Genomic DNA, 25,772 nt, shown 5'->3' with positions numbered 1-25,772 from the left:
TGTCATTCCCTGCCTTTGCGCGGCTGAATTTCATATACGCTTTCCGCGATATCCGTAAACAATACGCCGTTTAAGTGGTCGATTTCGTGCTGGAACGCGCGGGCGAGCAAGTCGGTGCCCGTAATCGTCACTTCGACCCCGTCGCGATTCAGCCCCTTAACGGTTACTTGCTGTGCGCGCCGAACGTCTCCGTTCAGCCCGGGAATGCTCAGGCAGCCTTCGGGCCCGAACTGCTCCCCTTCTTTCGCTACAAGCTCGGGATTAATCAATTCGATCAGCCCGTTTTCGTCGCCGACATCCACGACGATGACGCGTTTCAATATGCCGATTTGCGGCGCGGCCAAACCGACGCCCTCGGCGTCATACATCGTCTCCGCCATATCGTTCAACAATTTATGAATGTTCGGCGTTATCTTCGTAACTTCTTTCGCTACTTCATGCAGCACCGGATCAGGCTCTTTCACAATCAAACGAATGGCCATTATCGCACCTTCCTTATCTCTTTCCCATTGATAACGTCAATGATTACATAAGCATTTGCGGGTCGACGTCGACGCCGATTTGCAGCTGATGGCGCCTCATCGCGTCGTCGAACTCCATCGTCGTCCGACGGATCATGCCCGCCAAATCCATGCTTCCCCGATATTTTATCATACATTGGAATCGGTATCTATTTTTCAAGCGCGGAATGGGCGACGCGACGGGACCGAGCAATTCCATCGCGTCAGGTTGGCTGCTATGGAGCGGAGCGAGCCATCCTGCCGCGGCCGCTTCTTCCTTCAGCCGGTTTGCGAAATTTTCGCTCATTCGCACAAGCAGCGGCAACTGCTCATGCGAGAAGGTGATCAATATAAGGCGGCAGTAGGGCGGATAAATCCGCTTCAGCCGATGCTCCAACTCATCCGAGACGAACGCTTCGTAATGATGTTCTCCGGCGTGTACGATCGAATAATGTTCCGGCGTGTACGTTTGCACGAACACTTCGCCGGGCAAGTGATGCCGGCCCGCGCGGCCCGCAACCTGCGTAAGCAGTTGGAACGTTTTCTCGGCGGAGCGGAAATCCGGAATATTGAGCGCCGAATCTGCCGTTATGACCCCGACGAGCGTAACGTCGGGGAAGTCGAGCCCTTTCGCCACCATTTGCGTGCCTAGCAGCACATCGGCCTTACGGTCCCGGAATATGCCGAGCAGCTTCTCGTGAGCCCCCTTCGCGGATGTCGTATCGACATCCATACGCACGACGCGAATGCCGGGAAAAAGCTTCGCTAGCTCCTCCTCCACCCGCTGGGTTCCTGTGCCGAAATAGCGAATATGCTCGCTGCCGCACGACGGGCACACCGAGGACGCCGTTTCGGCATAGCCGCAGTAATGGCAGCGCAAGCGGTTCGACTTTTGATGATAGGTGAGCGAAATGTCGCAGTCCGGACACCCGGCGACATATCCGCAAGTTCTGCACATGACGAAGGTAGAGTATCCCCTTCGGTTGAGCAGCAGCACGATTTGCTCGCGCCGCTCCAGGCGGGCCGCAATCGCTTGATGAAGCGCGCGGCTGAACATGGAGCGGTTTCCGTTCTTCAATTCTTCCCGCAAATCGACGATATGCACTTGCGGCAATTTCCTGCCTCCGACGCGAGTCGGCATTTCCAGCAGCTTCAGCCGCAGTTCCGTTCGTCCCTCTTCCTTCATTGAGCGGGCTTCGGCGTTCGACGCAACGGCCGCCTCCCGCCCGGCTCGCGAGCGGACCGCCGCCTCGTAGCTTTCCAACGAAGGGGTGGCCGAACCGAGCACGACGACCGCGCCATGCCGTTCCGCGCGTTTCATGGCGACATCGCGGGCGTGATACTTCGGGCTCTCCTCTTGCTTGTAGGAAGTTTCATGTTCTTCGTCGATAATGATCAGCCCGAGCCGTTCGAACGGGGCGAAGACGGCCGAACGCGCCCCGATCGCCACCTTCACTCGCCCTTCGCGGATTTTGCGCCATTCGTCATACCGTTCTCCGTCGGACAAACGGCTATGCATGACGGCGACCATCGATCCGAAGCGGCTTTTGAACCGCTCCACCATTTGCGGCGTGAGCGAAATTTCCGGCACAAGCACGATCGCCGCGCGATCTTGAGCTATGCATCGCTCGATCGCCTGCAAATACACCTCGGTCTTGCCGCTTCCGGTCACGCCGTGCAGCAAATAGGCTTCATGCCGGCGCGCGTCCAAGTCGGAAGCGATTTGCGCGTAGACGCGGCTTTGTTCCGCCGTGAGCGGCAACGGTTCCGTAGGCCGGAAGCGGCGCTCCGCGTAGGGATCGCGGAAAACTTCCACATCCCGTATTTCGATCCATCCTTTGTCCGCCAGCCCCTTGACCGTTGCCGCCGTCGTGCCGAGCTGAGCAATCAGATCTCGCAGCCCGATCGGTTCCATACGGTCAAGTAAAAAGGCGAGCACTTCCTTTTGTTTGCGGGCTTTCGCGGACAACGATTCCAACGCCGCTTCCGCTTCCCACGCATCAATGCGCAACTCGACGGTTTTCACCGTCTTCTTGGCTAATTTGTCTTTAATGTTCTGTGTTTCGATCAATTTGCCCGTCCGCAGCAGACGCTTGATCAAGGAGGCATCGTTTGGAAAGGATTGCTTCAATTGCTCCAGACGGATCGGGGCGTTCCGCTCGACATATTCGAGCACTTCGCTCTCCGCCGGCTCCGCAAGCAATTCCGCCGCCCATCCGTCCGCTTCTCCGTTCGGGCCGCCTTCCGCACCCGGTTCGGGCAAGCTGACGTATCTTTCCGCTTTTCCCTTCAACGCTCTTGGAATCATTGCCTGCAAAGCGGTTATTTCATGGCATACGTACTGCGCGCTCATCCACGCGCCCAGCTCAATCAAGTCCGGCGAGAGCGGAGGCGTAAGATCCAGCAGCTCTTGAACCGGCTTCACCCGGCCGGCGTCCATATCCGAATCGGCGCTGAGCGCGACAACGAATCCTTGCACGACTCTTGGGCCGAACGGAACGCCTACGCGGCTCCCCACCTCGATCCAAGGCGCAAGCTCGGCCGGAACGGCATAATCGAACGGCCGGTTCGTTTGCTTGCTGGGCACATCCACGATGACTTTGGCATAACGCATCAATCCGTTTCACCCGCCAACCGACCGGCGACGAACTGCAGCAATCGGAAGGCCACTTCCGATTTCGCCATTTGCGGCAACGTTTCGACCAGCCCGTTACGGTCGTATATTTGAACGATATTCGTATCCTTGCCGAAACCGGCGCCTTCCGCCGTAACGTCGTTCGCTACCAGCAGATCGCAGTTTTTGCGGCGCAGCTTGTCCATCGCGTATTGTTCCAAGTTATCCGTTTCCGCGGCAAAACCTATCACATACTGGGTTGTTTTCCGCGCGCCGACTTCTTGCAAAATATCCGGCGTTTTCTCCAGATGGAGCGTAAGCTCCCCGCCCGACTTTTTTATTTTGCGCAGGGCTGCTTGAACCGGCCGGTAATCGGCCACAGCCGCCGCCTTGACGATGATGTCCGATTCGGCCATATGCCGCATGACCGCATCAAACATGTCTTGCGCGGAAACGACCCGGGTCACTTGAATCCCGGACGGCGGATCGATGGCGGCATTCGCCGCGATCAGATGCACCCGCGCCCCCATCGCATGCGCCGCTTCCGCAATGGCAAATCCCATTTTGCCGGAGGAATCGTTCGTAATGTACCTTACCGGATCGATCCGCTCGATCGTTCCCCCCGCCGTCACCAACACGCTTCGCCCTTTGAGCGGCTCGTTCCGCCGCCCGCGCCGCGCGAAGAACGACTCGATCCACGCGAATATCTCCTCAGGCTCCGCCAGCCTTCCTTTGCCGACGTATCCGCACGCAAGCTGCCCGAAGCCCGGCTCGACAAACATGACGCCGCGCTTCCGCAGCGTCTCCATATTGGCGACAACCGTCGGATGCTCGTACATATGAACGTTCATGGCGGGAGCAACGACGATCGGAGCAGTCGTGGCGAGCAAAGTCGTTGACAGCATATCGTCGGCCAGGCCGTACGTCATCTTGGCGATCGCGTTCGCCGTTGCGGGAGCGATTACAACCAGATCGGCGCGGTCCGCCAAATCGATATGCGATACCACCGAAGGATCGCGTTCGTCGAACGTATCGGTATAGACCGGATGACGCGTAATCGTCTGCAATGTTAGCTCGGTTACGAATTTCGCGGCCGACTTCGTCATAATGACATGAACCTCCGCACCGCTCTGCGCAAGCTTGCTGCAAAGCGCGATTGCCTTATAGGCCGCAATTCCGCCGGTAATGCCCACGATAATCGTTTTTCCTTTTACCATATGGCCACCCTCCTTGCCGAAAAAAATAACAACCTTTCGGTTGTCAGAGCAATGATCATCTACGAATCGTTTATTGCTTGCTTCGGTCGATCTGCACGAAATCGCCGTAAATTTCCTCTAACGCGACGCCTACGAACTTATGGGATTTCGGGTTGCGCAGTTCGCTTTTCTCCCCGTCTCTAAGCTGTCTGGCTCTGCGGGATGCCGCTACAACGAGCGAATATTTGCTGTCTACTTTGTTCATCATTTCGTCTATAGACGGATACAACACGAATTACCACTCCTTTTCCAAATCTATTTCACAATTTTGCAATGTTCCGCCACGATAATCGCCTGGATCCGATCGCACGCCTTCTCGATTTCATCGTTGACGACCGCGTAATCGTAATGTTTCATCAGATTGATTTCATCGACCGCGACGGACATGCGGTGATCGATCACGGAATCGTTCTCCGTTCCCCGGCCTTTAATCCGATCTTTCAATTCGTCCATGGAAGGAGGCAATAAAAATATAAAGATGCCCTGCGGAAATGTTTCTTTTACTTTCAATGCTCCCTGCACTTCGATTTCCAGAATGATATCTTTGCCTTGAGCGAGCGTCTGCTCGACGAACCGGCGGGGCGTTCCGTAGTAGTTGCCTACGTATTCCGCATATTCCAACAGCTCGTCCCGTTCGATCATGTCAAGAAACTGTTCCCTCGTCTTAAAGAAATAATTCACGCCGTCCTCTTCGCCAAGCCGCGGCTGGCGCGTCGTAGCGGAAACCGAGTAGACGAGCTCGGAGCTTCTCTTGCGCAGCGCGCCGCATACCGTGCCTTTGCCGACGCCGGAAGGACCGGACAAAACAATTAACAAACCTGATCTCATAATCTTCTCCATCTTTATTCGTCGTTGTCGTCATCTTTCGTCGATAAGCGATGCGCAACCGTTTCGGGTTGAACCGCGGATAAAATGACATGATCGCTGTCGGTAATAATAACCGCTCGTGTACGGCGCCCGTAAGTAGCGTCAATCAGCATATGGCGATCGCGCGCCTCTTGAATGATTCTTTTGATCGGTGCGGATTCCGGGCTTACGATTGAAATGATTCGATTCGCTGACACGATGTTGCCGAAACCGATGTTAATCAGTTTGATTGCCATTTTTTTGGTTCCCCCTATAAAAGTTCCTTTATTCCATATTAGCCACTTGCTCGCGAATCTTTTCCAGTTCGGCTTTCATGTCTACGACACGGTTCACAAGCGCCAAATGATTGGCTTTGGAGCCAATCGTATTCACTTCCCGGTTCATCTCTTGAATGAGAAAATCGAGTTTGCGCCCGACCGGATCTTCGGATTGCAGCAGTTGCCTGCATTGTTCGAAATGGCTGCGCAGCCGTGTCAACTCTTCGTCGATATTGGAGCGTTCGGCAAATAGAGCGACTTCCATTCCGAATTTATATTCGTCGATTGTAAAAGCGGAGTCTTGCAAATCTTCCAGCTTCTGCTTCAGCTTCGTGCGGTATTCCTCGACGACCGTCGGAGCGAGACCCGCCATTTCGGCGTGGATCGACTCCAAGTACAAGAGCCGGTCCATGATGTCCCGGGCAAGATGCTCGCCCTCGCGCGCCCGCATACGGCAAAGCCCGTCAAGCGCTTCGCTGAGCCCCGCAAGCAGTTCCTTCTCCATCTCTTCCTCGGACAGCGTCGCTTCATCGCGCATCGCGATGACGTCGGGCAGCTGCAATATATCCTGCAGCCTTACCGAATCGGTCAAGCCGTAACGGTTCCTCAGCCGATCCGCCGCCTGCATATACGCTTCGACCATCGGCCATTGAATATCGACGGCGGACTCGCCCTCTCCTTCGCGTTCCCGATGGATAAAAATATCGACCCGTCCGCGCTTAATGCGCTGTTGGACGGCGCGTTTCATCGCTTCTTCGAAGCAAGTCCATTCCCTGGGCATCCGCACGACGATTTCACTGTAACGATGGTTGACCGATTTGATCTCGATTTGCACTTTATATCCGCCGAAATGGTTGGCGGAATGACCGTATCCGGTCATGCTTCGTACCATGGAAACCACATCCATTACACTATTTTAATTCATTCCGGTAACCGACACAAGTGGGAATCCGGGCGGGCCGCTTTTTCTCTCACATATTGCGTTAACTGGACGGTCATCTCGTAAAACATGAATGGAGTAATCAAATAAATGCCGTTAAAATATCGGACCGCCGTATCCAGCAATTGCTTCGCGATTTCAACTCCTACTTTGCGCCCTTCCTCCCCTTCGAGTCCGGCCATTCGTTTGCGGACTTCGTCGGATAGTTGGATGCCGGGCACTTCATTATGCAAATATTCGGCGTTTCTCCCGCTGGCCAGCGGCATGATGCCGATAAAAATCGGAATGCTCAAATGTTTGGTCGACTCGTAAATTTTGACGATTAACTCGGGATCGTATACCGGCTGCGTCATAATATAGTCCGCGCCGGCCTCGATTTTTTTCTCCATCCGTTGAACCGCTTTATCCAAATTTTTCACATTCGGATTCAAAGCCGCGCCGACGACGAACTTCGCCTTTTGTTTCAACGGTTTGCCCGAGAACGCGATCCCTTCGTTCAATTGTTTGATCATCCGAATAATTTCGAACGAACTCAGGTCGTATACCGAGCTGGAACCCGGCAAATCCCCGAACCGGGCGGGATCTCCCGTCACCGCAAGCACATGATCGATACCGAGCGCGTCGAGCCCCATCATATGGGATTGCGTGCCGATCAAGTTGCGGTCGCGGCAGGCGATATGGACGAGCGGGCGCAGCCCGATTTCGTCCTTAACCTTCAATCCGAGCGCCATGTTGCTCATGCGGGTAACCGCGAGCGAATTGTCGGCGAGCGTGAGCGCGTCCGCCTGCACATCCCTCAGCGCCCGCGCCCCGTTCATAAATTTCGTAATATCGAGATCGCGCGGCGGATCGAGCTCTACGATGACCGTATGGCGGCTCCGCACGAGGTCAACCAGCGAAGGCTCGCGGCTTGCGCCGCCGGATTGGGCCGCATCGGCGTCCGTCCGGCTTCCCTCCACGGCCAAGCTTTCCGCTTGCGCCGGTTCCGCAACCGGCGCGATCGTTGCCGCCGCCGCGCCGGACTCATACGCCGCCGTTTCCGGCACATAGCCGGCAAGCGCTCCTGCCATCGCCGCGATATGCTTCGGCGTGGTGCCGCAGCATCCGCCGATAATTCGGGCGCCGCCGACGGCAAATTTCAAAGCGAATTCCGCGAAATATTCCGGAGTGGCCATATATTCATATTTTCCATCTATATAATCGGGAATACCTGCATTTGGAAATACGGATAACGGGACTCCCGCTCCTCCTTGCAAGGTTTGGATCGAACGCATTATGCCGTTCGGACCCGTGCGGCAGTTGAATCCGATCACATCCGCTCCTTCGCCCGCCAGCACGCGGAACGATTCGGCCAGCGTCCGGCCGTCCAACGTTCTGCCCCCGTCTTCCACCGCAAACTGGCATATAACCGGAAGCGGGCTTCGTTTCCGCACTTCGCGCAGCGCAAGCTGCAATTCTTCCAAATCGTAAAACGTTTCCAGCAAAATGCCGTCCACATCTTCTTCCAGCAAGGCGCTTATATGTTGTTCGAAATTGAGCGCAAGCTCGGCATCGGATATGTTTTTCCGTTTGCCGGCGCGGATCGAGCCGACCGCCCCGACGACATAGGCTTGATCGCCGGCGGCCTGACGGGCGATTCTCGCCCCGGCACGGTTAATTTCCTCCACCTTGCCTTCCAAGCCGTATTTGGAGAGCTTATCCCGATTGGCAGAGAACGTATTCGTTTCGATCAGGAGGGCTCCCGCATCCACATATTGTTTATGCACGTCCGCGATGACCTCGGGACGAAGCAAATTCAATTCTTCATACGAAATGCCCACCGGAAAACCCATTTGATATAAGTAAGTCCCCATCGCTCCGTCGCCGACAAGAACTTGTTGCCGCAACGCTTCGCGGAAATCCGTTTTCATCTCCATCCCATCCTTAAGCAAGCTATCCATAATACTTTATCATAAATCGGGCCGAAACATAAGAGTTTTGAACCTATTTTCACAAAACCGACCGAACGCGAACATCCCGCCCCACGTTGTACGCGTGGCGACGGGATGATCGGCATTATCGAGGCAAGCCTTTATACAATTATGAAGCCCGAACGTTCGTGCTTCCAATCATCGGACGGCCCGGCTTCGAACGTTTCGATTTGCCGTCGGACAGCACGCTGCCGATTCCCATCACGAAAGTCGGAATGCCTGCCATGACGAACGTAATCGCCCATTCCCGCATGCCTAACGAAACCGTCTTGAATATCGGCTGAAGCGGTTCGATATAGATGACGGCAAGCAGCAGCAAAACGGAAGATATGACGGACAATACGAGATAGCGGTTTTGAAACAGGTTGCGATGGAAAATGGAACGGGAGCTGCGGCAGTCGAATACATGAATCAATTGCGCCATGACAAGCGTGGCGAAAGCGACCGTTTGCGCCAGCGTCAGCTGCGCGGCGCTTTGCGGATCGACCCGCAGCGTCAGCCAAAAGGCGGCGAGCGTGCAAATGCCGATCAATACGCCGCGGCTAATAATTTTCCACCCGAGCCTTCTGGCAAAAATATTTTCCTTGGCGCCGCGCGGCTTTTGCTCCATCAAATCTTTCTCGGCCTGGTCGACGCCGAGCGCCATCGCAGGCAAACCGTCGGTCACCAAATTGACCCACAATATTTGAATCGGAACGAGCGGCAGCGGGAATCCCATCATCATCGCGAGAAACATCGTCAATATTTCCCCGACGTTGGAGGCCAGCAAATAGCGAATAAATTTGCGGATATTCTCGTATATGCCGCGGCCTTCCTCAATCGCCGCCACGATCGTGGAGAAATTGTCGTCGCTAAGCACAAGCGACGAAGCTTCCTTGGATACGTCCGTGCCCGTAATCCCCATCGCAATGCCGATATCGGCCGCTTTGATGGCGGGAGCGTCGTTGACCCCGTCGCCGGTCATCGCAACGACATGCCCGCCGCGCTGCAGCGATTTGACGATTCTGAGCTTATGCTCCGGCGATACGCGGGCGTAGACGTACACGCGCTCGACATGCTGGTCGAGTTGATCGTCCGTCATGGCCGACAATTGCTGGCCGGAGAGCGCCTGCCCGCCGCGCGGCATAATGCCGAGCTGTCCGGCGATCGCTTCGGCCGTCGTTTGATGATCTCCGGTAATCATGACCGTCTTGATGCCGGCGCGGCGGCAAGTTGCGATCGCATCGCGCACCTCCCGGCGCGGCGGGTCGATCATGCCTGTCAGGCCGACGAAGACGAGCTGCTTCTCCACATCCTCGTCCGTATTGCACGGATCGGTCGGCTTCAAATCGCGGTACGCCATCCCGAGAACGCGCAATGCCGATTTCGCCATCGCCTCGTTCGCCGCAAGCACCTTCTGCTTCAGCGTTGCCGTAAAAGGCACGACTTTGCCGTCCCATAGCATATAGGCGCATTGTTCGAGCATCACGTCGGGCGCGCCTTTCGTACAGATTAAACGTCCGCCCTGATGCTTCACCAGCACCGACATTCGCTTCCGTTCCGAATCGAACGGAAATTCCCGTTCCCGCACATACATGGCGCCGAGAGACTGCGCCGTCATCCCCATTTTGACCGCCAGCGCGACAAGCGCGCCTTCCGTCGGGTCTCCCTTCAGCTCCCATGTCGATTTCAGCTCTTCCTTCGCTTTTTTCTTGCGTTGTTCTTCGGGGAAGGTTTCATAGATCGAAGCGTTGTTGCACAAGGCGCCAACTTGCAACAACCGGCGCAGCGCCTGATCGTTTTTCAGCTCCACCGGTTTGCCGTCGTCCAGAATTTGCCCGAACGGTTCGTATCCTTCTCCCGTCACTTCCAAATTGCGGCCGCCTAGCCACAGACGGGTGACCGTCATTTTGTTTTGCGTCAGCGTGCCCGTTTTGTCCGAACAGATGACGGAGGCGCATCCCAACGTTTCGACGGAAGGCAGCTTCCTGACAATCGCCTTGCGCTTAATCATCCGCTGTACGCCGAGCGCGAGCGCGATCGTGACGATCGCCGGCAACCCTTCGGGTATGGCGGCAACCGCAAGGCTAACGCCGGCCAGAAACATGCCGTACGCCGGTTGCCCGTGCAATATCCCGGCGACGACAACCATGACCGTCAAGCCGAGAGCGACGACAATCAATATTTTGCCAAGCTGTTCCAAACGGCGCTGCAGCGGCGTCTCCGCCGACTCGGTGCTTTGAATCAATCCCGCGATTTTGCCCATTTCCGTATCCATGCCGGTTCGAACGACGATGCCTTTGCCCGTGCCGCGCGTCATCATCGTACCCATAAAGCCTAAATTTTTCATATCGCCGAGCGGAACGTCCGCTTCGTCGATTCGCTCGCAATGTTTGCTCACGGGGACCGACTCTCCCGTCAACGCCGATTCTTCGACATAGCAACTGTTCGTTTCGATAAAACGGATGTCGGCCGGAATCCGGTCCCCGCTCTCCAGCAGAACGACGTCGCCCGGGACGAGCATGCTCGCCTGAATTTGCCGCACTTCCCCGTCCCGTAACACTTTGGCGGTTGGAGCGGATAATTGTTTCAATGCGCGAAGCGAACGCTCCGCGCGAAATTCTTGTATAAACCCGAGAATCGCGTTCAGTACGATAATCGCGATAATCGTAATCGCATCCAAATATTCGCCGAGCAACCCCGAGATGAGCGTCGCCCCCACCAGCACAAGAATCATAAAATCTTTAAATTGATTCAACAACAGCGTAATCGGGGAGATCTTTTCCCCTTCCGACAGTTCATTCGGCCCGAATCGCTCGTAGCGCTTGCGCGCTTCCTCGGACAAAAGCCCCTGTCCGGTGACATCCAGCGTCTGCTGCAGCTCCAGTGTATCCATCTGGTGCCAATTTTTACGTTCCATGCTCCGATTACCCCTCCCGCTTCCGCATTGATTGATCATTAGGATCGGCATCCGCCAAGCCGGACAAAAGCATCCTTGGACAGACACCTAGGGTAAATGTATTCTGACAAGCCGTAAAATATCCCAAATTGGGCTCTTCCAGCGAGGCAAATTTTTTTGAAGCGCTCAAACCGAAAGCGGCCGGGGGCGAATCGGCATCGTTATTCGTTTGGCGGGACGGCCAAGTTGGCAATGGCTTCCCCGTTCCCGGTTACGAATTGAACCGAAGAGACCGGGTATCCGGACGGAATGTCGACTTTGATCACCTGAAACGGATACGTCAATACCGTCAAGTAATCCATATCGGGCAGCGGCTGCAATTCATGGAACATAACCGTAATCCGTCCGTCTTGCATCGTCACACTGGATGCCGCGATACTGTAGCCGCTGCTTCCTTTTTCGCCCGCGAACAGCCCGATCAGAAGCTCGTCCTTCGCCGCTTCCCGTTTCTCTTCGACCTTGTCGCGCTGCTTGCGGACAAACTCCTTCCATGTTTGCGGAGTAAACAGCGTGAAACTGCGGTCTTTTTGGCCGCGGCTTGCATCCGTTAGATTCGCTTCGGCAATCACTTCGAAAGGAAGCGTCATAACGCCCGACATATTCCGAAGCAAGCGCAAAGAGTTTTGGAATCGAATGAAATCCTGCCGTTCGACGCCGGGTGCCGACAGTTCAAATCGGTGCCCCGCCGAGGACCAAGTCAGCTTGGTTTCGTTTCCTCGCCGGCTCCACTCGCTTTCCCGATCCGGCGCATCGCGTTCTGCAGGACTTTGGGAGAAGAGGAGCGTTTGCGTTTCGTTTTCGTTCGTATAGATCCCTCTAAAGGTTGCGCCCTGCGCTTCCACATATTGAAGCCGGTACCCTGCGGGCAGTTCGCCGGGGACGTAAACTTCCGCTTGCTTCGCATGTTTTAGCGCTTCGAAATCGGAGTAACGCTCCCATTTGTCCGGTAGTTTTATACGCACCGTCTTTTTGGCCGGTATTCCGGCAGCGCCTCCTTCGACAACACGCACCGATTGTTCGAAATCGACCTTCACGCCTTTCGCCTCGGAATAGAGGGCAAACTGCAAGGCCAGCACGCCGGCGACCGGCAGCAGACCGTACACCCATCGTTTTTTCACGGTATCCCTTCTTTCTGAAATAGGTTTTATGTAATGAACGGAAACGATTGCCATATTGTTGCATGGCTCAAACGTGAGCCGACGGAAGTTTCGCCTCCTTATGAATAAGCCGGAATCCGATTTTTGCCGCTAGCGTTGCATTGAGCGTTTTGCCGCGCTTCCGGCAACAAGTCATTTACGGACAGGTTCAACTCTGCGGATACGGCAAACCCCTTTTGTCGAAATCCCCCTCGCTCAGCAGGCTGAAACAGTGTCCGGCACAATAACCCCAGTCGGTATTTAGGATGCAATATCCTCATGATGCTTCGCTTCTGAACGAGGGGGATTTTCACAAACGGCCGAAAGAAGCTTGATCTGCACGAAAGGTACGAAAAAGCCTATTGCAACGCGAATGAGTTTTTGCACTTAAATTTTTTCCGAAAGTATGGCATCATTAGAAAATAGACGAAATGGCGAAATGGAGATAATGATATGGCATTAGACGGAATCGTAACGAGAGCCGTCGTCGCAGAGCTGCAGCGCTGCGTCGGCAGCCGTATTAATAAAATTTATCAACCGACCGAGCATGACCTCGTATTTCAGCTTCGTTCGCAAGGGGAGAACGTGAAGCTGCTATTGTCGGCGAATCCAACCTACCCCCGCGTCCATTTGACGCAACAGCAATTTCTCAATCCGCAGGAAGCGCCGATGTTCTGTATGCTGATGCGCAAACATTGCGAAGGAGCCGTCATCGAATCGGTGCGCCAAGTCGAGATGGAACGAATCATTCATATCGAAGTGCGGCAGCGCGACGAACTAGGCGACATATCGGTCAAAAGAATCGTAATCGAACTGATGGGAAGGCACAGCAACATCATTCTAACCGATCCGCCGACCGGCACGATTGTGGACGGAATCCATCACGTGACGCCAGCGATTAGCAGCTACCGCATCGTTATGCCCGGGTTCGGCTACGTCGCGCCGCCGCAACAGCATAAACGGCATCCGTTGGAAGTGGCGGAGGACGAGTTTGCAGCCATTATGACTGCGGCTGCCGAGCCGGACGCCGCAAACGGGGAAGAACCCGCGGCGGCCCGGGAGACCGATATCGCGCATACGCTGGTCGACCGCTTCAGCGGGTTAAGCCCGCTGATCGCCCGGGAAATCGAATATCGCAGCCGCCAGGAAGCGCCCGCTTCGGCGACATCCGGACTTGCGAGTTTATGGCGCGCTTTCGCCGCGCTGATGCAAGACGTCCGCGACAACCGCTACGCGCCGACCCTTGCGGAGAACGAGAAGGGCAAGACGTTCTTCTCCGCCGTTGCCTTGACCGCAATCGAAGGCAAGCTGCAAACGTTCGATACGATCAGCGCTTGCATGCAAGCCTTCTACGGGGATAAAGCGTTGAGAGATACCGTGAAGCAGCGGGTCGGCGACTTAATTCGATTCGTGCAGAACGAGAAGAACAAAAACGTCAAAAAAATCGACAAGCTGCGCGAATCGTTGGAGGAAGCGAAAGACGCCGATCAATACCGCATTGCGGGGGAATTGCTGTTTGCTTCGATTCATCAAATCGAACGCGGGCAAAAAGAAATCGAGGTCGTCAATTATTACGACGAAGAACAACGCCCGATCCGGATCGCCCTCGATCCGCTGCTGTCACCGTCCGAGAACGCGCAACGCTATTTAAAAAAATATAACAAATATAAAAATAGCTTAGCCGTAATCGAGCAGCAAATGGACATGGCGCAGGAGGAAATCCGTTACTTCGAATCGCTCCTACAGCAATTGGAACAAGCGTCGCTGCACGATATTGACGAAATTCGCGAGGAATTGATCGAGCAAGGCTATTTGCGCGATCGCGCGAAAAAAACGCGCAAAAAGAAAAAATCGGACAAACCGACCGTCCAATGCTTCACCTCGTCGGAAGGAATCCCGATCTATGTGGGCAAAAACAATATTCAAAACGAATATGTAACGAACCGCCTCGCCAACCCGTCGGATACATGGCTGCATACGAAAGACATTCCGGGTTCGCATGTCGTCATCCGCGGCACCGATTACAGCGACGCGACGCTGGAAGAAGCGGCGCAGCTTGCCGCCTATTTCAGTCAGGCGAAGCAATCGAGCATGGTTCCGGTGGATTACACGCTGATCCGCCATGTCCGCAAGCCAAACGGCGCCAAGCCGGGCTTCGTCATCTATGAAAACCAAAAAACGCTCTATATTACGCCGGACGAGCAAAAAATAAAAAGCATGCCGAGCACGCTGAAAAATAATTAAAACGGGATCTATGAATGCTCTCCCTGCAATGTAAATGCGAATTTCGCCCGAGCAGCTGCAATTTTCCAGCTATTTCAGCCCGGATGACCGTAAACAATGGGATACGAGGTCGATGAAACGAATCATTGCCACGAGCGTTTGCATCGAATGTTTTATTGCGTTTCAAGCCGACGATTCCGATTGGGATGAACAAAGTTTAACGGATTTTGGAGGCCTTATTCGATCCAATAACGCTGTTATGGCGGAGTTAGCGGATTTGAGGGTTCTATTTTTGTCGAAACTAACAACACCAGGGATTCTCAGGCCGATCGCGCCATGTTAACGGTTCGAAAATCCGTTAATTCCAAATATTCGACTGGGATTTAAAAAATAAGACCTCGGAAATCCGTTATATTTGCTTGGCACCGCATCCCAGTTAGAAAATTTAATGCACGCTAGCGAACCATTGCGGTTACTGTGCACCAGAATGGATGTTAGTCGAGTAATAAAAGAACCGGGGAGGAAAAAGCCCGCCGGGGGCGGTTTCCGGCTGCCGAATGCGCAAAAAAGGCTGTCTCTTCGTCAAATTGACGTAGAAACAGCCTTTCCTATGGTTAAAACATCGGCCGCGCGCCGATTTGCGTCACGACTTTGGACGAAATTTGAATCGCCTTTTCCGCCGCGCGGGTCGGGTCGCCGGTCCGCACATACGTGCTTAGAAACGTTCCGGTGAACGAATCCCCCGCTCCGGTAGCGTCGATCGCCTTCACTTTCGGCGCCGGAATTTGCACGCATAATTCATTATCGAACATGAGGCAGCCGTCGGCTCCCAATTTCAGGACAGGGTAAGGGACATACGTTTTTAATGCGGCCAAAATTTTATGAGGCTCCGTTTCCCCTGTCAAAAACACGCCCTCGTCGTAGTTCGGGAACAGAAATGTAACGCCTTCCAAAAACCGCAGAAATTCTTCCTTCCTTCCCTCCAGGAAATGGGTAGAACTCGGATCGAGCGCAATCGGAATGTTGCGGGAAACAGCGATGCGCTTGGCATGCTCGACCGCTTGGCGCGGCTGGTCCACGAACAGGCTATAGCCTGACAAGTACAGCAAATCGCTGTCCTCGATGCCGGTAATATCGCTTTCCGACAGCAGCAAATTGGCTCCGCGGTCCGGAATCATCGAGCGCTCGCCGGTCTCGCTGTCAATAAGCACGACGATTTTCCCGGTCGGCGCATGCGGATCGACTGCGATGCCGCCGGCGGTTCCCTGCTTCCGCACTGTATCGATTAAGAACGTGCCGAACACGTCATCGCCCACTTTGCCGATCAGCCGGGTCTCCGATCCGTCCCGCGCCGACCAATAGGCGACATTGTTCGCTTGCCCGCCCGCACAAACTTCAATCGATCCGTCCGTATCCGTTCCGAATTTCGTCGCTTCCTTCGTCACCAAAATATCGACAAGCAAATCGCCAATTACGGTAATCATACGCCATGGAAAGCAACCGCGATTTTCGCAGCGGTTTTCGCATTATTTTTCATCAGCTTAATATTCGAATCCAGGCTCTTGCCTCCTGTCGTTTCTTTAATTTTCGACAGCAGGAACGGCGTAACCGGCTTGCCGGAAATGCCTTTTTGCTCGGCTTCTTTCAAAGCTTCGGTGATCGTCGTTTCCACCAATTGCGGATCAAGCTCCGCTTCTTCCGGAATCGGCACGGCGACGGATACCGCATAGCGGAATTTCATCTCGTCTCTTACTTTCAGCAAATCAACCAATTCGTTCAATTCGATTTTCTCGACGGAATGCCCCGAATCGCGCACATAAAATCCGGGATAGCGATCCGTTTCGTAGCCGTACACAGGCACGCCCAGCGTTTCCAAATATTCGATCGTTTTCGGAATATCGAGAATCGATTTCACGCCGGAGCTGACGATGCAGATCGGGCAGTCGGCGAGCAGCGTCAAATCGGCCGAAATATCGTACGATTCGTTTACCCCGCGATGTACGCCGCCCAGTCCGCCTGTCGCGAAGAAGCGAATGCCGGCCAAGTTGGCTGCATAAGCGGTCGCCGCCACCGTCGTCGCGCCGATCAAATTGCCGGACAATACGCGCGGGAAATCGCGGATGCTCGCTTTAAATACGTTCTGGTCCGTACCCAAACGCTCGATTTCTTCTTTGGACAAGCCGATGCAAATTTTGCCGTCCATAATGGCGATCGTTGCCGGCACCGCGCCTTGTTCGCGGATGAGCTCCTCAACGTCCAGCGCCATTTTCACATTGTCCGGATAAGGCATACCGTGGGAAATGATCGTCGATTCCAATGCCACAATCGGCTTGGATGCCGCTAATGCTTGCTGTACCTCTTCGTTGATTTTCAGAAAACTCATGTCAATTCCTCCTATTTTGTATTCATAGTGTTTGTAAAACTGCTTCCAAACAATCCGTGCGGCGAACATTTGCGGCCGATTTGATTGAAAGCGATGAATAAACTTATCGACATTATTGCTATCGTTGGCAATTTTAAAAGGGAACAGCCGATCCGTTTGAATAACGTTGACTGCCGAACGGGGAACTCGGTTCTTAGATCGATTCCCTTTCAACAATGGTCGGCATAATCATGATGCGTTTGGCTGACACGTCTTTCCGCTCGATCTGTTCGATCAGCAATTGCAGCGCGGTTTCGGCGATTTCCGCCTTCGGCTGGTCGATCGTGCTAAGCGCCGGGAACAAGTATTGCCCCATTTTCAAGTTATCGATGCCGAGAATGCCTATATCCTCGCCGATCTTCACCCCGTTCTCGGCAAGTGCGCGATATACGCCAAGCGCGCGTTCGTCGCCGGAAACGAAGATCGTTTGCACGCCGCTAACATCGTTGATCAGCTTCAACGTCGCGCGGTAACTCGATTCAAGATCGGTCAAACCGAATATGACCGGATTCGTCAGCTGTTTCTCATTGCAAAATTGGCGAAATCCTTCGGCCCTTTCCTGATTGACCACCGATTTTTCGTTCCCGAGCAAAAACGCGAAGTGGACGAAGCCGTTTTCATAAATATACTTTGCCCCTAAATAACCCGCGTATTTGTTGTCCAGATCGACATACGACGTTTCGTAGTGGCTATTGTCCTTGCCGATGACGGCGAACGGAATTTTCCGTTCGTGGAAATATTCAATCCGCTTATCCCCGACTTGCGGGTCGAAAATAATCGCGCCGTCGCACAGGCCGTGCTTGACCAAATAAAACCCGTCGTTCTCGTCTTCCTCGAAACTGTCGGGAGACGAGGCCGATATGAGCATGCGAAGATTTTTCGACTTCACCAACCGCTGCAGTTCGACCAAAATTTCGTTATGATATGCCCCCCAGTACACCCCCTGACGTTGATCGATAAAAACGACGATTTGATTCGTTCGTTTTTCCTTCAAACTTCTCGCTATCATATTGACCGAGAAGCCCAGTTCTTCGATAACGGCTTGAACCTTTTCCCGCGTTTCTTTCTTGACGTTCGGATCGTTGTTAATGACGCGCGAGACGGTACGGATCGAGATTCCACTTGCTGCGGCGACATCTTTAATCGTAACCTTTTTCATCGCTTCATACCTCTAAATTCAGCTTTGCCAACGATGGCATTTCTTATGCTTTCATCATATTCGATCCCGATCCGGTTGTCAACAACAAAAAAACGCAGGCTATACATACCCGCGTTTCATATCTCGTTGGAACCCTAAATATCTTGTGCCTTGAAAGGTTAATTTCCCCGTGTCGCCTTCCGCCAACTGCCCGTATTCATTTCCGGCCACCCGAAATTCGAGCCGGTCCCCGCTTTCCACTTCGAATGTCACATAGTACGTCGTGTCGGTATGGCTATGCATATGCCCGTCATGCGTATTATGACGATGCCTAACATCGGTTCGTTTGCCGATCAGCCTCGCATCTACCGACAGCACCGGCTGCTTATTGTTATGCGACCATTGCGACACGCCTTTGAAAACCGAGAAAAGGATCGCGATTATAATGACGGCGAATACGATAAAGAAAAAAACCGGAAAAAGATCCCATATGCCCCCGAACGGACTTCCGAATCCTCCCACATCCATGACGAATCCCACCTCTATCATTCATATAGTCCGACACGCTCCAACGTTTATTGTTCCCCGCGCCGCAGACGCGGCAATATATCGACGCTCACCGTGCGTCCCCCAATATCGCCGTGAAATACGATCCCTTGCCTGGCGCCGTGAAAATCGGATCCTGCCGTCGCGATCAATCCGTGACGTTCCGCCATCGCCGTATACCGTGCTTGGTCGGCTGGCGAATGATCCGAATGATGCGCTTCAATGCCTGCGATGTTCGTTTCGCGGATGATCCGCTCCACCAGCGCGTCGTCGCCGTAGAGCCCCGGGTGAGCCAGGACCGGCGTTCCTCCGGCTTCGCGTATCCATTGAACCGCTTGTTGCGGCAAAATACGGGGAGGATTCACATAGGCCGCTCCCCGCTCGCCCAAATACCGGTCGAACGCATCGCGTAGATCGGCGGCATACCCTTTCCGCACGAGAACGTCGGCAATATGCGGCCGGCCGATCGATTCGTCCGGCATAAGCGCGCGGCCGAGTTGGGCAACGACTTCGTTCATCGTAATCGGGATGCCGAGTTCTTGAAGCTTGGCGATCAGCATATCGTTGCGCCGTTCGCGTATCGAGCGAAGTTCCCCGAGCCGTTCCAGAAACGTCTCTTGCTTGCAATCGATATAATAACCGAGAACGTGGATATCCGTTCCGGACAGGACGGTGCTGATTTCCACGCCGGGAACGACGACGATGCCGAGCCGCTTCCCTTCCTGCAAAGCTTCTTCGACGCCCGCAACCGTATCATGGTCGGTGATGGCCACCGCGGCGAGCCCGGCAGCCTTGGCCAGTCGCACGTTCTCAGCAGGCGGCTGCATGCCGTCGGAAGCGCTTGTATGGGTATGCAGATCGGCACGCCCGTCATTCGAACCGTTAGACATCATCTCAATCCTCTCTTGATGGTATGGGCGCGGGCGCCTGTTCCCGCAAAAACGTTAAGAACGTAACGGCCGTAATCGGCAATATTGTCGATTTTAAATAAATGGAATAAAAGCGGCGTTTAAATTCAATGCCGCGAATATCGATGATTTTGACGAGCCCTAGCGCCACTTCATGCTTCACGGAAGACGGCGACAAAACGGCAATGCCCAGGCCCGCTTCCACCGCCGATTTGACCGCTCCCGTACTGCCAAGCTCCATGACGGCGCGAACGGATTTCATCTCGATGTTTCGAAGCCGCAGCTCCTCTTCCATCACTTGCCGCGTTCCGGAGCCTTGCTCGCGCAAAATGAACGGATATTGCAGCACTTCCTCCATCTCAACCTGCTCGAATTCGGCCAGCGGATGGCCCGCGGGAACGATCAGCTTCAATTCGTCATGCATAACGGCATCGATTTGCATATCCGGATGTTCCACCGGCGCCTCGATCAAACCGAAATTGAGCTGGTGGCTCCGTATTTCCTCCAAAATTTGCGCCGTGTTGATCACTTTCATGCTGATTGTTATTTTCGGATATTGTTGGCCGAACGGGCCGAGCAGCCGCGGCAGCACATATTCGCCGATCGTCAAGCTGGCGCCGAGTTGGAGCCTGCCTTGCAGCATATGCGTAAATTTGGACATCGTCACTTCCGTTTCTTTCACGAGATCGATGCTTTTACGGGCGAACGGCAGCAACGCCCTTCCCGCTTCGGACAGCTCGATTTTTTTCGTGGAACGGTGCAGCAATTTGGTGCCGAAATAATCCTCCAACCCTTGAATCTGCATCGTCACGGCGGGCTGCGTCATATGCAATGCTTGCGCTGCCGCGGAGAAGCTTCCCTTTTCCGCTACCGTATAAAATATGTGAAGCTGGTGAAAATTAAACGCCATTTTCCCTCCTAAAAAAAGCATGCGGCGATTTATCCGCATGCTTGCATATTTGAAACGGTTTATTTGCGTTTACGGCTATTTTTGATCAGTGTCATCCGGCGAGAGTGGCGCAGCCAGGAATAATACGTTTTCAAATCGCGGAGCTCGATCGTTTCGGACATGCGCCCCAAAAACGTAACGATAATCATTTTATGCAGAGGGTTTCCCGCAATGTCGATTTCATTTTCCAAAATAGGAAATTCCGCCACAACAACGAGATCTTCATCAATAAGATATACGTCCTGTTCATTACGATAGTAAGGTTGAATGCGGTTCTGTTTCAAGCATTCCCAAATAAACATGGCAATATCGTCATAGCCGGTTTTGTCGCGCTCAACACGTTCGGCCCAACGATTTAGTGCATGGTTCGTAATCACGACGTCCGCAACCTTCTTATCGCCTAAGGTTACGTAGAAAGGCTCATACGTGCTGTAACGCTCCATAACCTTATCTCTCATTGGGGTACCACTCTCCATTAGATAGGTCTTACTACCTAAGTATATACCCATTATATTACATGATTGCTGAATATTTCTCAAGACTTTATTTTAATGAATATGATGAAGTTATATACTGTAAAACCTCGTTTTATCCGGAATATCCTTGGAATATTCCGTTTTGATTTCATTCCGGTAAGAACGTTCGATGCGTTTGACGAAAGCGAGCCTGCGCACGTTTTTCATCGCCTCTTCCGCACGGTCCGCATTCACATACATAACAACATAATGCATTCTACGCGAAATATAATGAACGGTTCCGTATTTCTCCAGATTTCTGGCCGCTTTCAGATCCGACACCCAAATAATATACCCCGTACGTTCCGCAAACATCGATAACCCCCTCTTTCAACCTACTAACCGCATGATCCGGCGCAACCGCCGCCGCCGCCGCAATTGCAGCCGCCCCGTTTCGGGTTCGGATCGTTGCTGGGAACCTTGATCGTTTCCGATACCGAATAGGCGATCGTAGCAGATATATTGTACAGCATTTCATCCAGCAGTCTTTCCGCTTCTTTAAACCGTCTGACTTCCTCGTACGATTCCAATTCCTTCTCCGCTTGCTCCATGCTGTCCTTGGCCGCATGATAATCGGGATGGAAATGGCCGAAGCGTTGGCATTCCTCGAAAAGCTCCTTTTTCTTGACGAACTGCCGGATCGCCGCCTGAATTGCCTCGTTTCCTTCGACCCGCCGCTTCCAAAACAAATAATTTGCAACATCGGCAGAATTATTAATCATATCGCCCAACTCATAGGCGTTCGTCAGCAGCGAGGCCATATCGATCGTGTTCACTTGGGACACGCTCATATTCTCATCTCGCTTTACTATAAATTTGTTGCAACTCTATCATATCATGAAAAAGGATGTTGTTCGAATTTTTTTTCATCCGTTCCCGGAACGACCAGCTTCATTTCCTCCCAATCGCTCGGAAACAGCCGTTGTTTTCCCGCATCGTCCGCGCCGTACCAATATCCTTCCACCGACCAGTCTTCTTTCGTCGATTGCACGCGAAGAGGGAGGAAGGGCATCGCCTGCCCGTCTTTTTGCAGCACGACTTGCGTCTGCCATTCGACCGCGAGCTCCATCATTTCTTTGCGCGTCGACGCATGATAAGAGCGCATTTGCTTCGTCCACATATTCGGCAACGTTTCCAGTTTCGGAAACAGTTCGTTCAAATCGGGAATTTCCATATCCAAATCATAATAAACCAATGAAGAGCCGGTGTAAACGATTCCTTGGGAAGCGAAGTCTCCGGCATCGTCTCCCGCCCCGTTCCAAGCGCCGTCGTCAAGCAAACGGTTAGCCGCAGGCGCCGAATCCAGACGCGGGAACGATGGGGCGGGCAGGGCGCCTTCCCCCGCAATTTGCCTTTTCGGCGTATATCCGATTTGTTCCAACAACGGCCGAATTTCTTCGATCCGTTCCTTGGCGACGATAAAATCCGTCTCGCCCAGCGGCTGCAGCATGCCGTTCAGCAGGGAGGAGTTCCGTATCGCGGCGGCGACTTCGCCGTCTTCGCAGCGCAATAGCGTCGTTTCGGCGAAATGCACCTTGCCGTATTGCGACTTCCATTGTTCCAGCGCGATAAGAACGTTGTCGGGTATGCCCGCGGCGGACCATTCGCCGAGCAACCGTTCGATATCATGCGGCGATCTGCCGTTTTCCACCGCATGGACGAAACTTTCCTTAGCGAGAACATAAATAACGGCGATATCGCTTTTAAGCCGTTTCGCGCAGCATTCCAATTCCCATCGCACCGCAAACGGCACATCCGGAGGAACGATAATTTCAAAGTCCGGCTGTACGTAAAAAGAAGGGCGAAAATGCGCCCCGATCGCGCAATCCCCCATTCGTTCCAGCGAATCCGCCTCATATTCCCGGTCCGCCTCAAAGCGCGTACCGCAAATCCAGCGAAACAGCAAATCGCCTTCCTTGCCCCGCCCGAGCTCTATCCAGCCCAGCGCGCATAGCACGCTTAGCCAGCCTTCCCAAATCGTCTCCGCCGTCATCTCCCGGGACAGTTCGCTTTGCGGTCCGAATTCGTGCAGACGAATCCACTCAGCCGCATCCTCCGCGCGGTACCAACGCCCCGGCGTCAATTCGCCGAAGCAGAGAGCGTATGCCAAATGCTGCAGCCAGCCTTCGCGCGGAGTATACCGTTCGACGAACAAACGGAGCAATTCGGCCTGCATCCGCTCCGCCGGCAGATGCAGCCATTCGTTCAGGCGCGGGAAAACCAACTGGAACCGCTCGGATTCCTTGCGCAGCAGTCCTAGCCGCAACGCCATATCCAGAACCAAAACGAAGGCGGGCGAATAGATTTCGGCATGCGCATACGCAAGCCTAAGCGGCGCGACGTCGCGGTCGCTAAGCTCCAGCTCGGAGGAAAGCTTCTGTATGTTTCGTTTATGAACCGTCCCTTTGCCCGTCAGCGGAAGACCGTGTTTGGCGGTAAACGACAAGGTATAGAACAATTCGTAGACGAGTCCCCGCTTCGCTTCGCGAACAACGTTCGCCGCGCCGGCTTCGTTCTCGTCAAGCGGCTGCAGGCGCAGAGGAGCGACTTCCCGCTGCAAGAGCGGAAACAGATCGATCGGAATAAAAAAAAGCCGCTCTCCCCACGTTTTTTTGACCGCGTAAAGAAGACCTTTTTGTCTCAGGCGCATCCAGCCCACTTTGATTTGCGCTCCGCTCAACCGTCCATCCGCCATCTTATCCAGATCGGCCATCTCGAACGGCGCAAGAGCATGCCTTTTTACTATGCGTTCAAGGGCGGCAAGCTCAAGCGGGGAAAGCCCGGCGATCGCCGATGACGCGTCCGGCCGTCCGCCGAACCGTTGCGCTTCCTCCCCTTCCGCCGTCCGCTTGAACCGGCGAAATATTTCATTCGTATTCATGTTCCCGCCACCTCCTGATAGCGCCGCATCGCATCTTCGCCGACCGTTTCAATCTCGTACGTATAGCCTTGTTCAACGAGAAACAGCTGCCTTTTTATCGCAAAATCCTGTTCTTTCGAATGCGAAGAAACCAATGTATAAAAATATGCATCGCTTCCGCCCCGCTTCGGCCGCAAAATGCGTCCGAGCCGCTGCGCTTCCTCCTGCCTCGAACCGTAGCTGCCCGAAATTTGGATCAGCACCGTCGCATCCGGCAAATCGACGGCAAAATTCGCCACCTTGGACACGACCAGCAGTTTGATCGCTCCGCTGCGGAATTCGGCGTATAGCTCGTTGCGCCGCTCCTGCGGCATCGAACCGGTAATGAGCTGCGCGGATAACGCCTCCGAAATAAGGCGAAGCTGATCCAAATATTGCCCGATAACAAGCGTAGGCACTCCGTCATGCTGCGCAAGCAAACGGCAAACCCAATGCAGCTTGTCCGGATTCTCGCAAGCGATGCGAAATTGATGTTTCGGCTCCGCCAGCCGGTAGCGCTCGAGGGAAGGGGGCCGCAGCGGCAGCCGAATTTCCCGGCAACGGACGCGAGCGATCCATCCTTCGCGCTCCAATCGTTTCCAAGGCAATTCCAGCCGTTTCGGGCCAATTAGCGAAAAAACATCCTTCTCGCAACCGTCCTCGCGAACCAAGGTCGCCGTAAGCCCGAGTCTCCGCGTCGCCTGGATGTCTGCGGTCGCGCGAAAGACGGGTGCCGGCAGCAAATGAACTTCGTCGTATATGATCAAACCCCAGTCCCGTTCGTTAAACAGCTTCATATGCGAGAAATCGTCCGTTTTCCGTTTGCGGTGCGTCAATATATGGTACGTTGCGATCGTAACCGGCTTTACTTGTTTCGTAAGGCCGGAATATTCGCCGACATCGTCCGCCGCGATCGTCGTTTTGTCGAGCAGTTCCGCCTTCCACTGGCGCACGGACGTTACATTCGAGGTCAGAATGAGCGTCTCGCATTGCAATCTCGCCATGGAGGCGATGCCTACCACCGTTTTGCCGGCGCCGCATGGCAAAACGAGCACGCCGCTTCCTCCCGGGTCCGCGCCCCCTTTGCCTGTAAATGCGTCCGCCGCCAGCCGCTGATAGTCGCGCAAGCGAAACTCCCCTCCTCCGGGCAGCTCCTGCCGTAAGGACACGGCAAGCGGCCTTCCTTCATGGTATCCGACGAGATCGACGACGGGATAGCCCAGTCTGGTTAATTCCTGTTTCAACAAGCCGCGATGGCGCGGCAGAACGGAGACGGTTGTGCGGCTTGTCCGCAAGCCGAAATAAGAACACGCGGTTTTCTCCGCGTGCAATTCGTCGAGCGTCTCTTCGTCCGCCGCTGCCAGTTGCAGCGTTTGGCCGGCTTTCTCCAGGCGGAGCTTCCCGTAACGCGACATCCACAGTCGAATTTGCCGCTCGACCGCAGACGGAAGATCCCATCTGGAATACCCTCTCAGCGCGGAGACGACCTCCTCCGCGGTTAAGCCGGATGCGGCCGCATTCCATAAAGATAAAGGCGTAATCCGGTACGTATGTACGGAGACAGGGCTTTTCACCAATTCGGCAAAGCGAAACAGCATGTCGCGCGCCTCTTCGAACGAAGGATGTTCCGTCTCCAGCAGTACGGTAAAATCCGTTTGTACGATGCAAGGTTTGGCGGATCGATGAAACGGCAC

At 54.1% G+C, this 25,772-nt stretch carries 22 protein-coding genes; 1 reads left to right on the top strand and 21 read right to left on the bottom strand.

What is annotated here, in order from left to right; translation table 11 throughout:
- Positions 1-2: 2 nt before the first annotated feature.
- The 10 genes from def to LQ229_RS12840 all read right to left on the bottom strand — a co-directional run bounded on the left by def (position 3) and on the right by LQ229_RS12840 (position 12,460).
- Positions 3-482, bottom strand: coding sequence for a peptide deformylase (gene def, locus LQ229_RS12885; protein ID WP_216540017.1), 480 nt, complete (start codon positions 480-482; stop codon positions 3-5).
- Positions 483-525: 43 nt separating this feature from the next.
- Positions 526-3,114, bottom strand: a complete 2,589-nt coding sequence (gene priA, locus LQ229_RS12880; RefSeq protein WP_230191935.1) for a primosomal protein N' — start codon at positions 3,112-3,114, stop codon at positions 526-528.
- The gene (gene coaBC / locus LQ229_RS12875; RefSeq protein WP_230191934.1) at positions 3,114-4,331 is read right to left on the bottom strand and encodes a bifunctional phosphopantothenoylcysteine decarboxylase/phosphopantothenate--cysteine ligase CoaBC; all 1,218 of its coding nucleotides are present in this window, start codon (positions 4,329-4,331) and stop codon (positions 3,114-3,116) included. Before coaBC ends, priA begins: the two co-directional genes overlap by 1 nt.
- Positions 4,332-4,401: 70 nt before the next feature.
- The gene (gene rpoZ / locus LQ229_RS12870; RefSeq protein ID WP_230191933.1) at positions 4,402-4,602 is read right to left on the bottom strand and encodes a DNA-directed RNA polymerase subunit omega; all 201 of its coding nucleotides are present in this window, start codon (positions 4,600-4,602) and stop codon (positions 4,402-4,404) included.
- Positions 4,603-4,625: 23 nt separating this feature from the next.
- A complete protein-coding gene (gene gmk, locus LQ229_RS12865; RefSeq protein WP_216540021.1) occupies positions 4,626-5,198 on the bottom strand; it encodes a guanylate kinase in 573 nt (190 codons plus the stop codon).
- Between the two features lie 14 nt (positions 5,199-5,212).
- Positions 5,213-5,473 carry an extracellular matrix/biofilm regulator RemA gene (remA, locus tag LQ229_RS12860; protein ID WP_005548256.1) on the bottom strand — a complete coding sequence of 87 codons (261 nt, stop codon included), beginning with the start codon at positions 5,471-5,473 and terminating at the stop codon, positions 5,213-5,215.
- 28 nt (positions 5,474-5,501) lie between these two features.
- Positions 5,502-6,386, bottom strand: a complete 885-nt coding sequence (locus LQ229_RS12855; RefSeq protein ID WP_230191932.1) for a YicC/YloC family endoribonuclease — start codon at positions 6,384-6,386, stop codon at positions 5,502-5,504.
- Positions 6,387-6,415: 29 nt separating this feature from the next.
- Positions 6,416-8,344: a bifunctional homocysteine S-methyltransferase/methylenetetrahydrofolate reductase gene (locus tag LQ229_RS12850; protein ID WP_230191931.1), complete on the bottom strand. Its 1,929-nt coding sequence runs from the start codon at positions 8,342-8,344 to the stop codon at positions 6,416-6,418.
- Between the two features lie 169 nt (positions 8,345-8,513).
- A complete protein-coding gene (locus tag LQ229_RS12845; protein WP_230191930.1) occupies positions 8,514-11,303 on the bottom strand; it encodes a calcium-translocating P-type ATPase, SERCA-type in 2,790 nt (929 codons plus the stop codon).
- Between the two features lie 200 nt (positions 11,304-11,503).
- Positions 11,504-12,460: a protease complex subunit PrcB family protein gene (locus LQ229_RS12840; RefSeq protein ID WP_230191929.1), complete on the bottom strand. Its 957-nt coding sequence runs from the start codon at positions 12,458-12,460 to the stop codon at positions 11,504-11,506.
- A gap of 471 nt (positions 12,461-12,931) precedes the next feature.
- Here LQ229_RS12840 and LQ229_RS12835 point away from each other — a divergent pair, with 471 nt between their 5' ends.
- Positions 12,932-14,722 (top strand): NFACT RNA binding domain-containing protein, encoded by a 1,791-nt coding sequence (locus LQ229_RS12835; RefSeq protein ID WP_230191928.1) that lies wholly within the window; start codon positions 12,932-12,934, stop codon positions 14,720-14,722.
- A 593-nt stretch (positions 14,723-15,315) separates the two neighbouring features.
- Here the strand turns inward: LQ229_RS12835 and LQ229_RS12830 are convergent.
- From LQ229_RS12830 to LQ229_RS12780, 11 genes are all read right to left on the bottom strand, one after another.
- Positions 15,316-16,185, bottom strand: a complete 870-nt coding sequence (locus tag LQ229_RS12830; protein WP_216540027.1) for a sugar kinase — start codon at positions 16,183-16,185, stop codon at positions 15,316-15,318.
- The gene (locus LQ229_RS12825) at positions 16,182-17,084 is read right to left on the bottom strand and encodes a pseudouridine-5'-phosphate glycosidase (RefSeq protein WP_216540028.1); all 903 of its coding nucleotides are present in this window, start codon (positions 17,082-17,084) and stop codon (positions 16,182-16,184) included. The genes LQ229_RS12830 and LQ229_RS12825 overlap by 4 nt, the downstream gene beginning before the upstream one ends.
- A 193-nt stretch (positions 17,085-17,277) precedes the next feature.
- A complete protein-coding gene (locus LQ229_RS12820; protein WP_216536353.1) occupies positions 17,278-18,282 on the bottom strand; it encodes a LacI family DNA-binding transcriptional regulator in 1,005 nt (334 codons plus the stop codon).
- A gap of 99 nt (positions 18,283-18,381) precedes the next feature.
- The gene (locus LQ229_RS12815) at positions 18,382-18,789 is read right to left on the bottom strand and encodes a DUF2500 domain-containing protein (protein WP_216536352.1); all 408 of its coding nucleotides are present in this window, start codon (positions 18,787-18,789) and stop codon (positions 18,382-18,384) included.
- 47 nt (positions 18,790-18,836) lie between these two features.
- Complete coding sequence (locus LQ229_RS12810) at positions 18,837-19,697, bottom strand: PHP domain-containing protein (protein WP_230191950.1); 861 nt, start codon at positions 19,695-19,697, stop codon at positions 18,837-18,839.
- 4 nt (positions 19,698-19,701) lie between these two features.
- A complete protein-coding gene (locus LQ229_RS12805; RefSeq protein ID WP_216536351.1) occupies positions 19,702-20,625 on the bottom strand; it encodes a selenium metabolism-associated LysR family transcriptional regulator in 924 nt (307 codons plus the stop codon).
- Between the two features lie 59 nt (positions 20,626-20,684).
- Entirely contained in the window at positions 20,685-21,122 is a 438-nt protein-coding gene (locus LQ229_RS12800) for a hypothetical protein (RefSeq protein ID WP_216536350.1), read from the bottom strand.
- Between the two features lie 108 nt (positions 21,123-21,230).
- Positions 21,231-21,494 carry a YlbG family protein gene (locus LQ229_RS12795; protein WP_216536349.1) on the bottom strand — a complete coding sequence of 88 codons (264 nt, stop codon included), beginning with the start codon at positions 21,492-21,494 and terminating at the stop codon, positions 21,231-21,233.
- Positions 21,495-21,517: 23 nt separating this feature from the next.
- Positions 21,518-21,970, bottom strand: a complete 453-nt coding sequence (locus LQ229_RS12790) for a YlbF family regulator (protein WP_216536348.1) — start codon at positions 21,968-21,970, stop codon at positions 21,518-21,520.
- 44 nt (positions 21,971-22,014) lie between these two features.
- Entirely contained in the window at positions 22,015-24,060 is a 2,046-nt protein-coding gene (locus tag LQ229_RS12785) for a helicase-associated domain-containing protein (protein WP_230191927.1), read from the bottom strand.
- Entirely contained in the window at positions 24,057-25,772 is a 1,716-nt protein-coding gene (locus tag LQ229_RS12780) for a DNA repair helicase XPB (protein WP_230191926.1), read from the bottom strand. Before LQ229_RS12780 ends, LQ229_RS12785 begins: the two co-directional genes overlap by 4 nt.

Source organism: Paenibacillus sp. CECT 9249, assembly GCF_918697855.1.
Taxonomy (GTDB): Bacteria; Bacillota; Bacilli; order Paenibacillales; family Paenibacillaceae; genus MSJ-34.
This window is presented reverse-complemented; position numbering and strand designations above follow the sequence as displayed.

Excerpts from the sequence above, each read along its gene's own strand:
- def (WP_216540017.1), bottom strand. The coding sequence starts at position 482 with ATGGCCATTCGTTTGATTGTGAAAGAGCCTGATCCGGTGCTGCATGAA.
- priA (WP_230191935.1), bottom strand. The coding sequence starts at position 3,114 with ATGCGTTATGCCAAAGTCATCGTGGATGTGCCCAGCAAGCAAACGAAC.
- coaBC (WP_230191934.1), bottom strand. The coding sequence starts at position 4,331 with ATGGTAAAAGGAAAAACGATTATCGTGGGCATTACCGGCGGAATTGCG.
- gmk (WP_216540021.1), bottom strand. The coding sequence starts at position 5,198 with ATGAGATCAGGTTTGTTAATTGTTTTGTCCGGTCCTTCCGGCGTCGGC.
- remA (WP_005548256.1), bottom strand. The coding sequence starts at position 5,473 with ATGGCAATCAAACTGATTAACATCGGTTTCGGCAACATCGTGTCAGCG.
- LQ229_RS12855 (WP_230191932.1), bottom strand. The coding sequence starts at position 6,386 with ATGGTACGAAGCATGACCGGATACGGTCATTCCGCCAACCATTTCGGC.
- LQ229_RS12850 (WP_230191931.1), bottom strand. The coding sequence starts at position 8,344 with ATGAAAACGGATTTCCGCGAAGCGTTGCGGCAACAAGTTCTTGTCGGC.
- LQ229_RS12845 (WP_230191930.1), bottom strand. The coding sequence starts at position 11,303 with ATGGAACGTAAAAATTGGCACCAGATGGATACACTGGAGCTGCAGCAG.
- LQ229_RS12835 (WP_230191928.1), top strand. The coding sequence starts at position 12,932 with ATGGCATTAGACGGAATCGTAACGAGAGCCGTCGTCGCAGAGCTGCAG.
- LQ229_RS12830 (WP_216540027.1), bottom strand. The coding sequence starts at position 16,185 with ATGATTACCGTAATTGGCGATTTGCTTGTCGATATTTTGGTGACGAAG.
- LQ229_RS12825 (WP_216540028.1), bottom strand. The coding sequence starts at position 17,084 with ATGAGTTTTCTGAAAATCAACGAAGAGGTACAGCAAGCATTAGCGGCA.
- LQ229_RS12820 (WP_216536353.1), bottom strand. The coding sequence starts at position 18,282 with ATGAAAAAGGTTACGATTAAAGATGTCGCCGCAGCAAGTGGAATCTCG.
- LQ229_RS12815 (WP_216536352.1), bottom strand. The coding sequence starts at position 18,789 with ATGGATGTGGGAGGATTCGGAAGTCCGTTCGGGGGCATATGGGATCTT.
- LQ229_RS12810 (WP_230191950.1), bottom strand. The coding sequence starts at position 19,697 with ATGTCTAACGGTTCGAATGACGGGCGTGCCGATCTGCATACCCATACA.
- LQ229_RS12805 (WP_216536351.1), bottom strand. The coding sequence starts at position 20,625 with ATGGCGTTTAATTTTCACCAGCTTCACATATTTTATACGGTAGCGGAA.
- LQ229_RS12800 (WP_216536350.1), bottom strand. The coding sequence starts at position 21,122 with ATGAGAGATAAGGTTATGGAGCGTTACAGCACGTATGAGCCTTTCTAC.
- LQ229_RS12795 (WP_216536349.1), bottom strand. The coding sequence starts at position 21,494 with ATGTTTGCGGAACGTACGGGGTATATTATTTGGGTGTCGGATCTGAAA.
- LQ229_RS12790 (WP_216536348.1), bottom strand. The coding sequence starts at position 21,970 with ATGAGCGTGTCCCAAGTGAACACGATCGATATGGCCTCGCTGCTGACG.
- LQ229_RS12785 (WP_230191927.1), bottom strand. The coding sequence starts at position 24,060 with ATGAATACGAATGAAATATTTCGCCGGTTCAAGCGGACGGCGGAAGGG.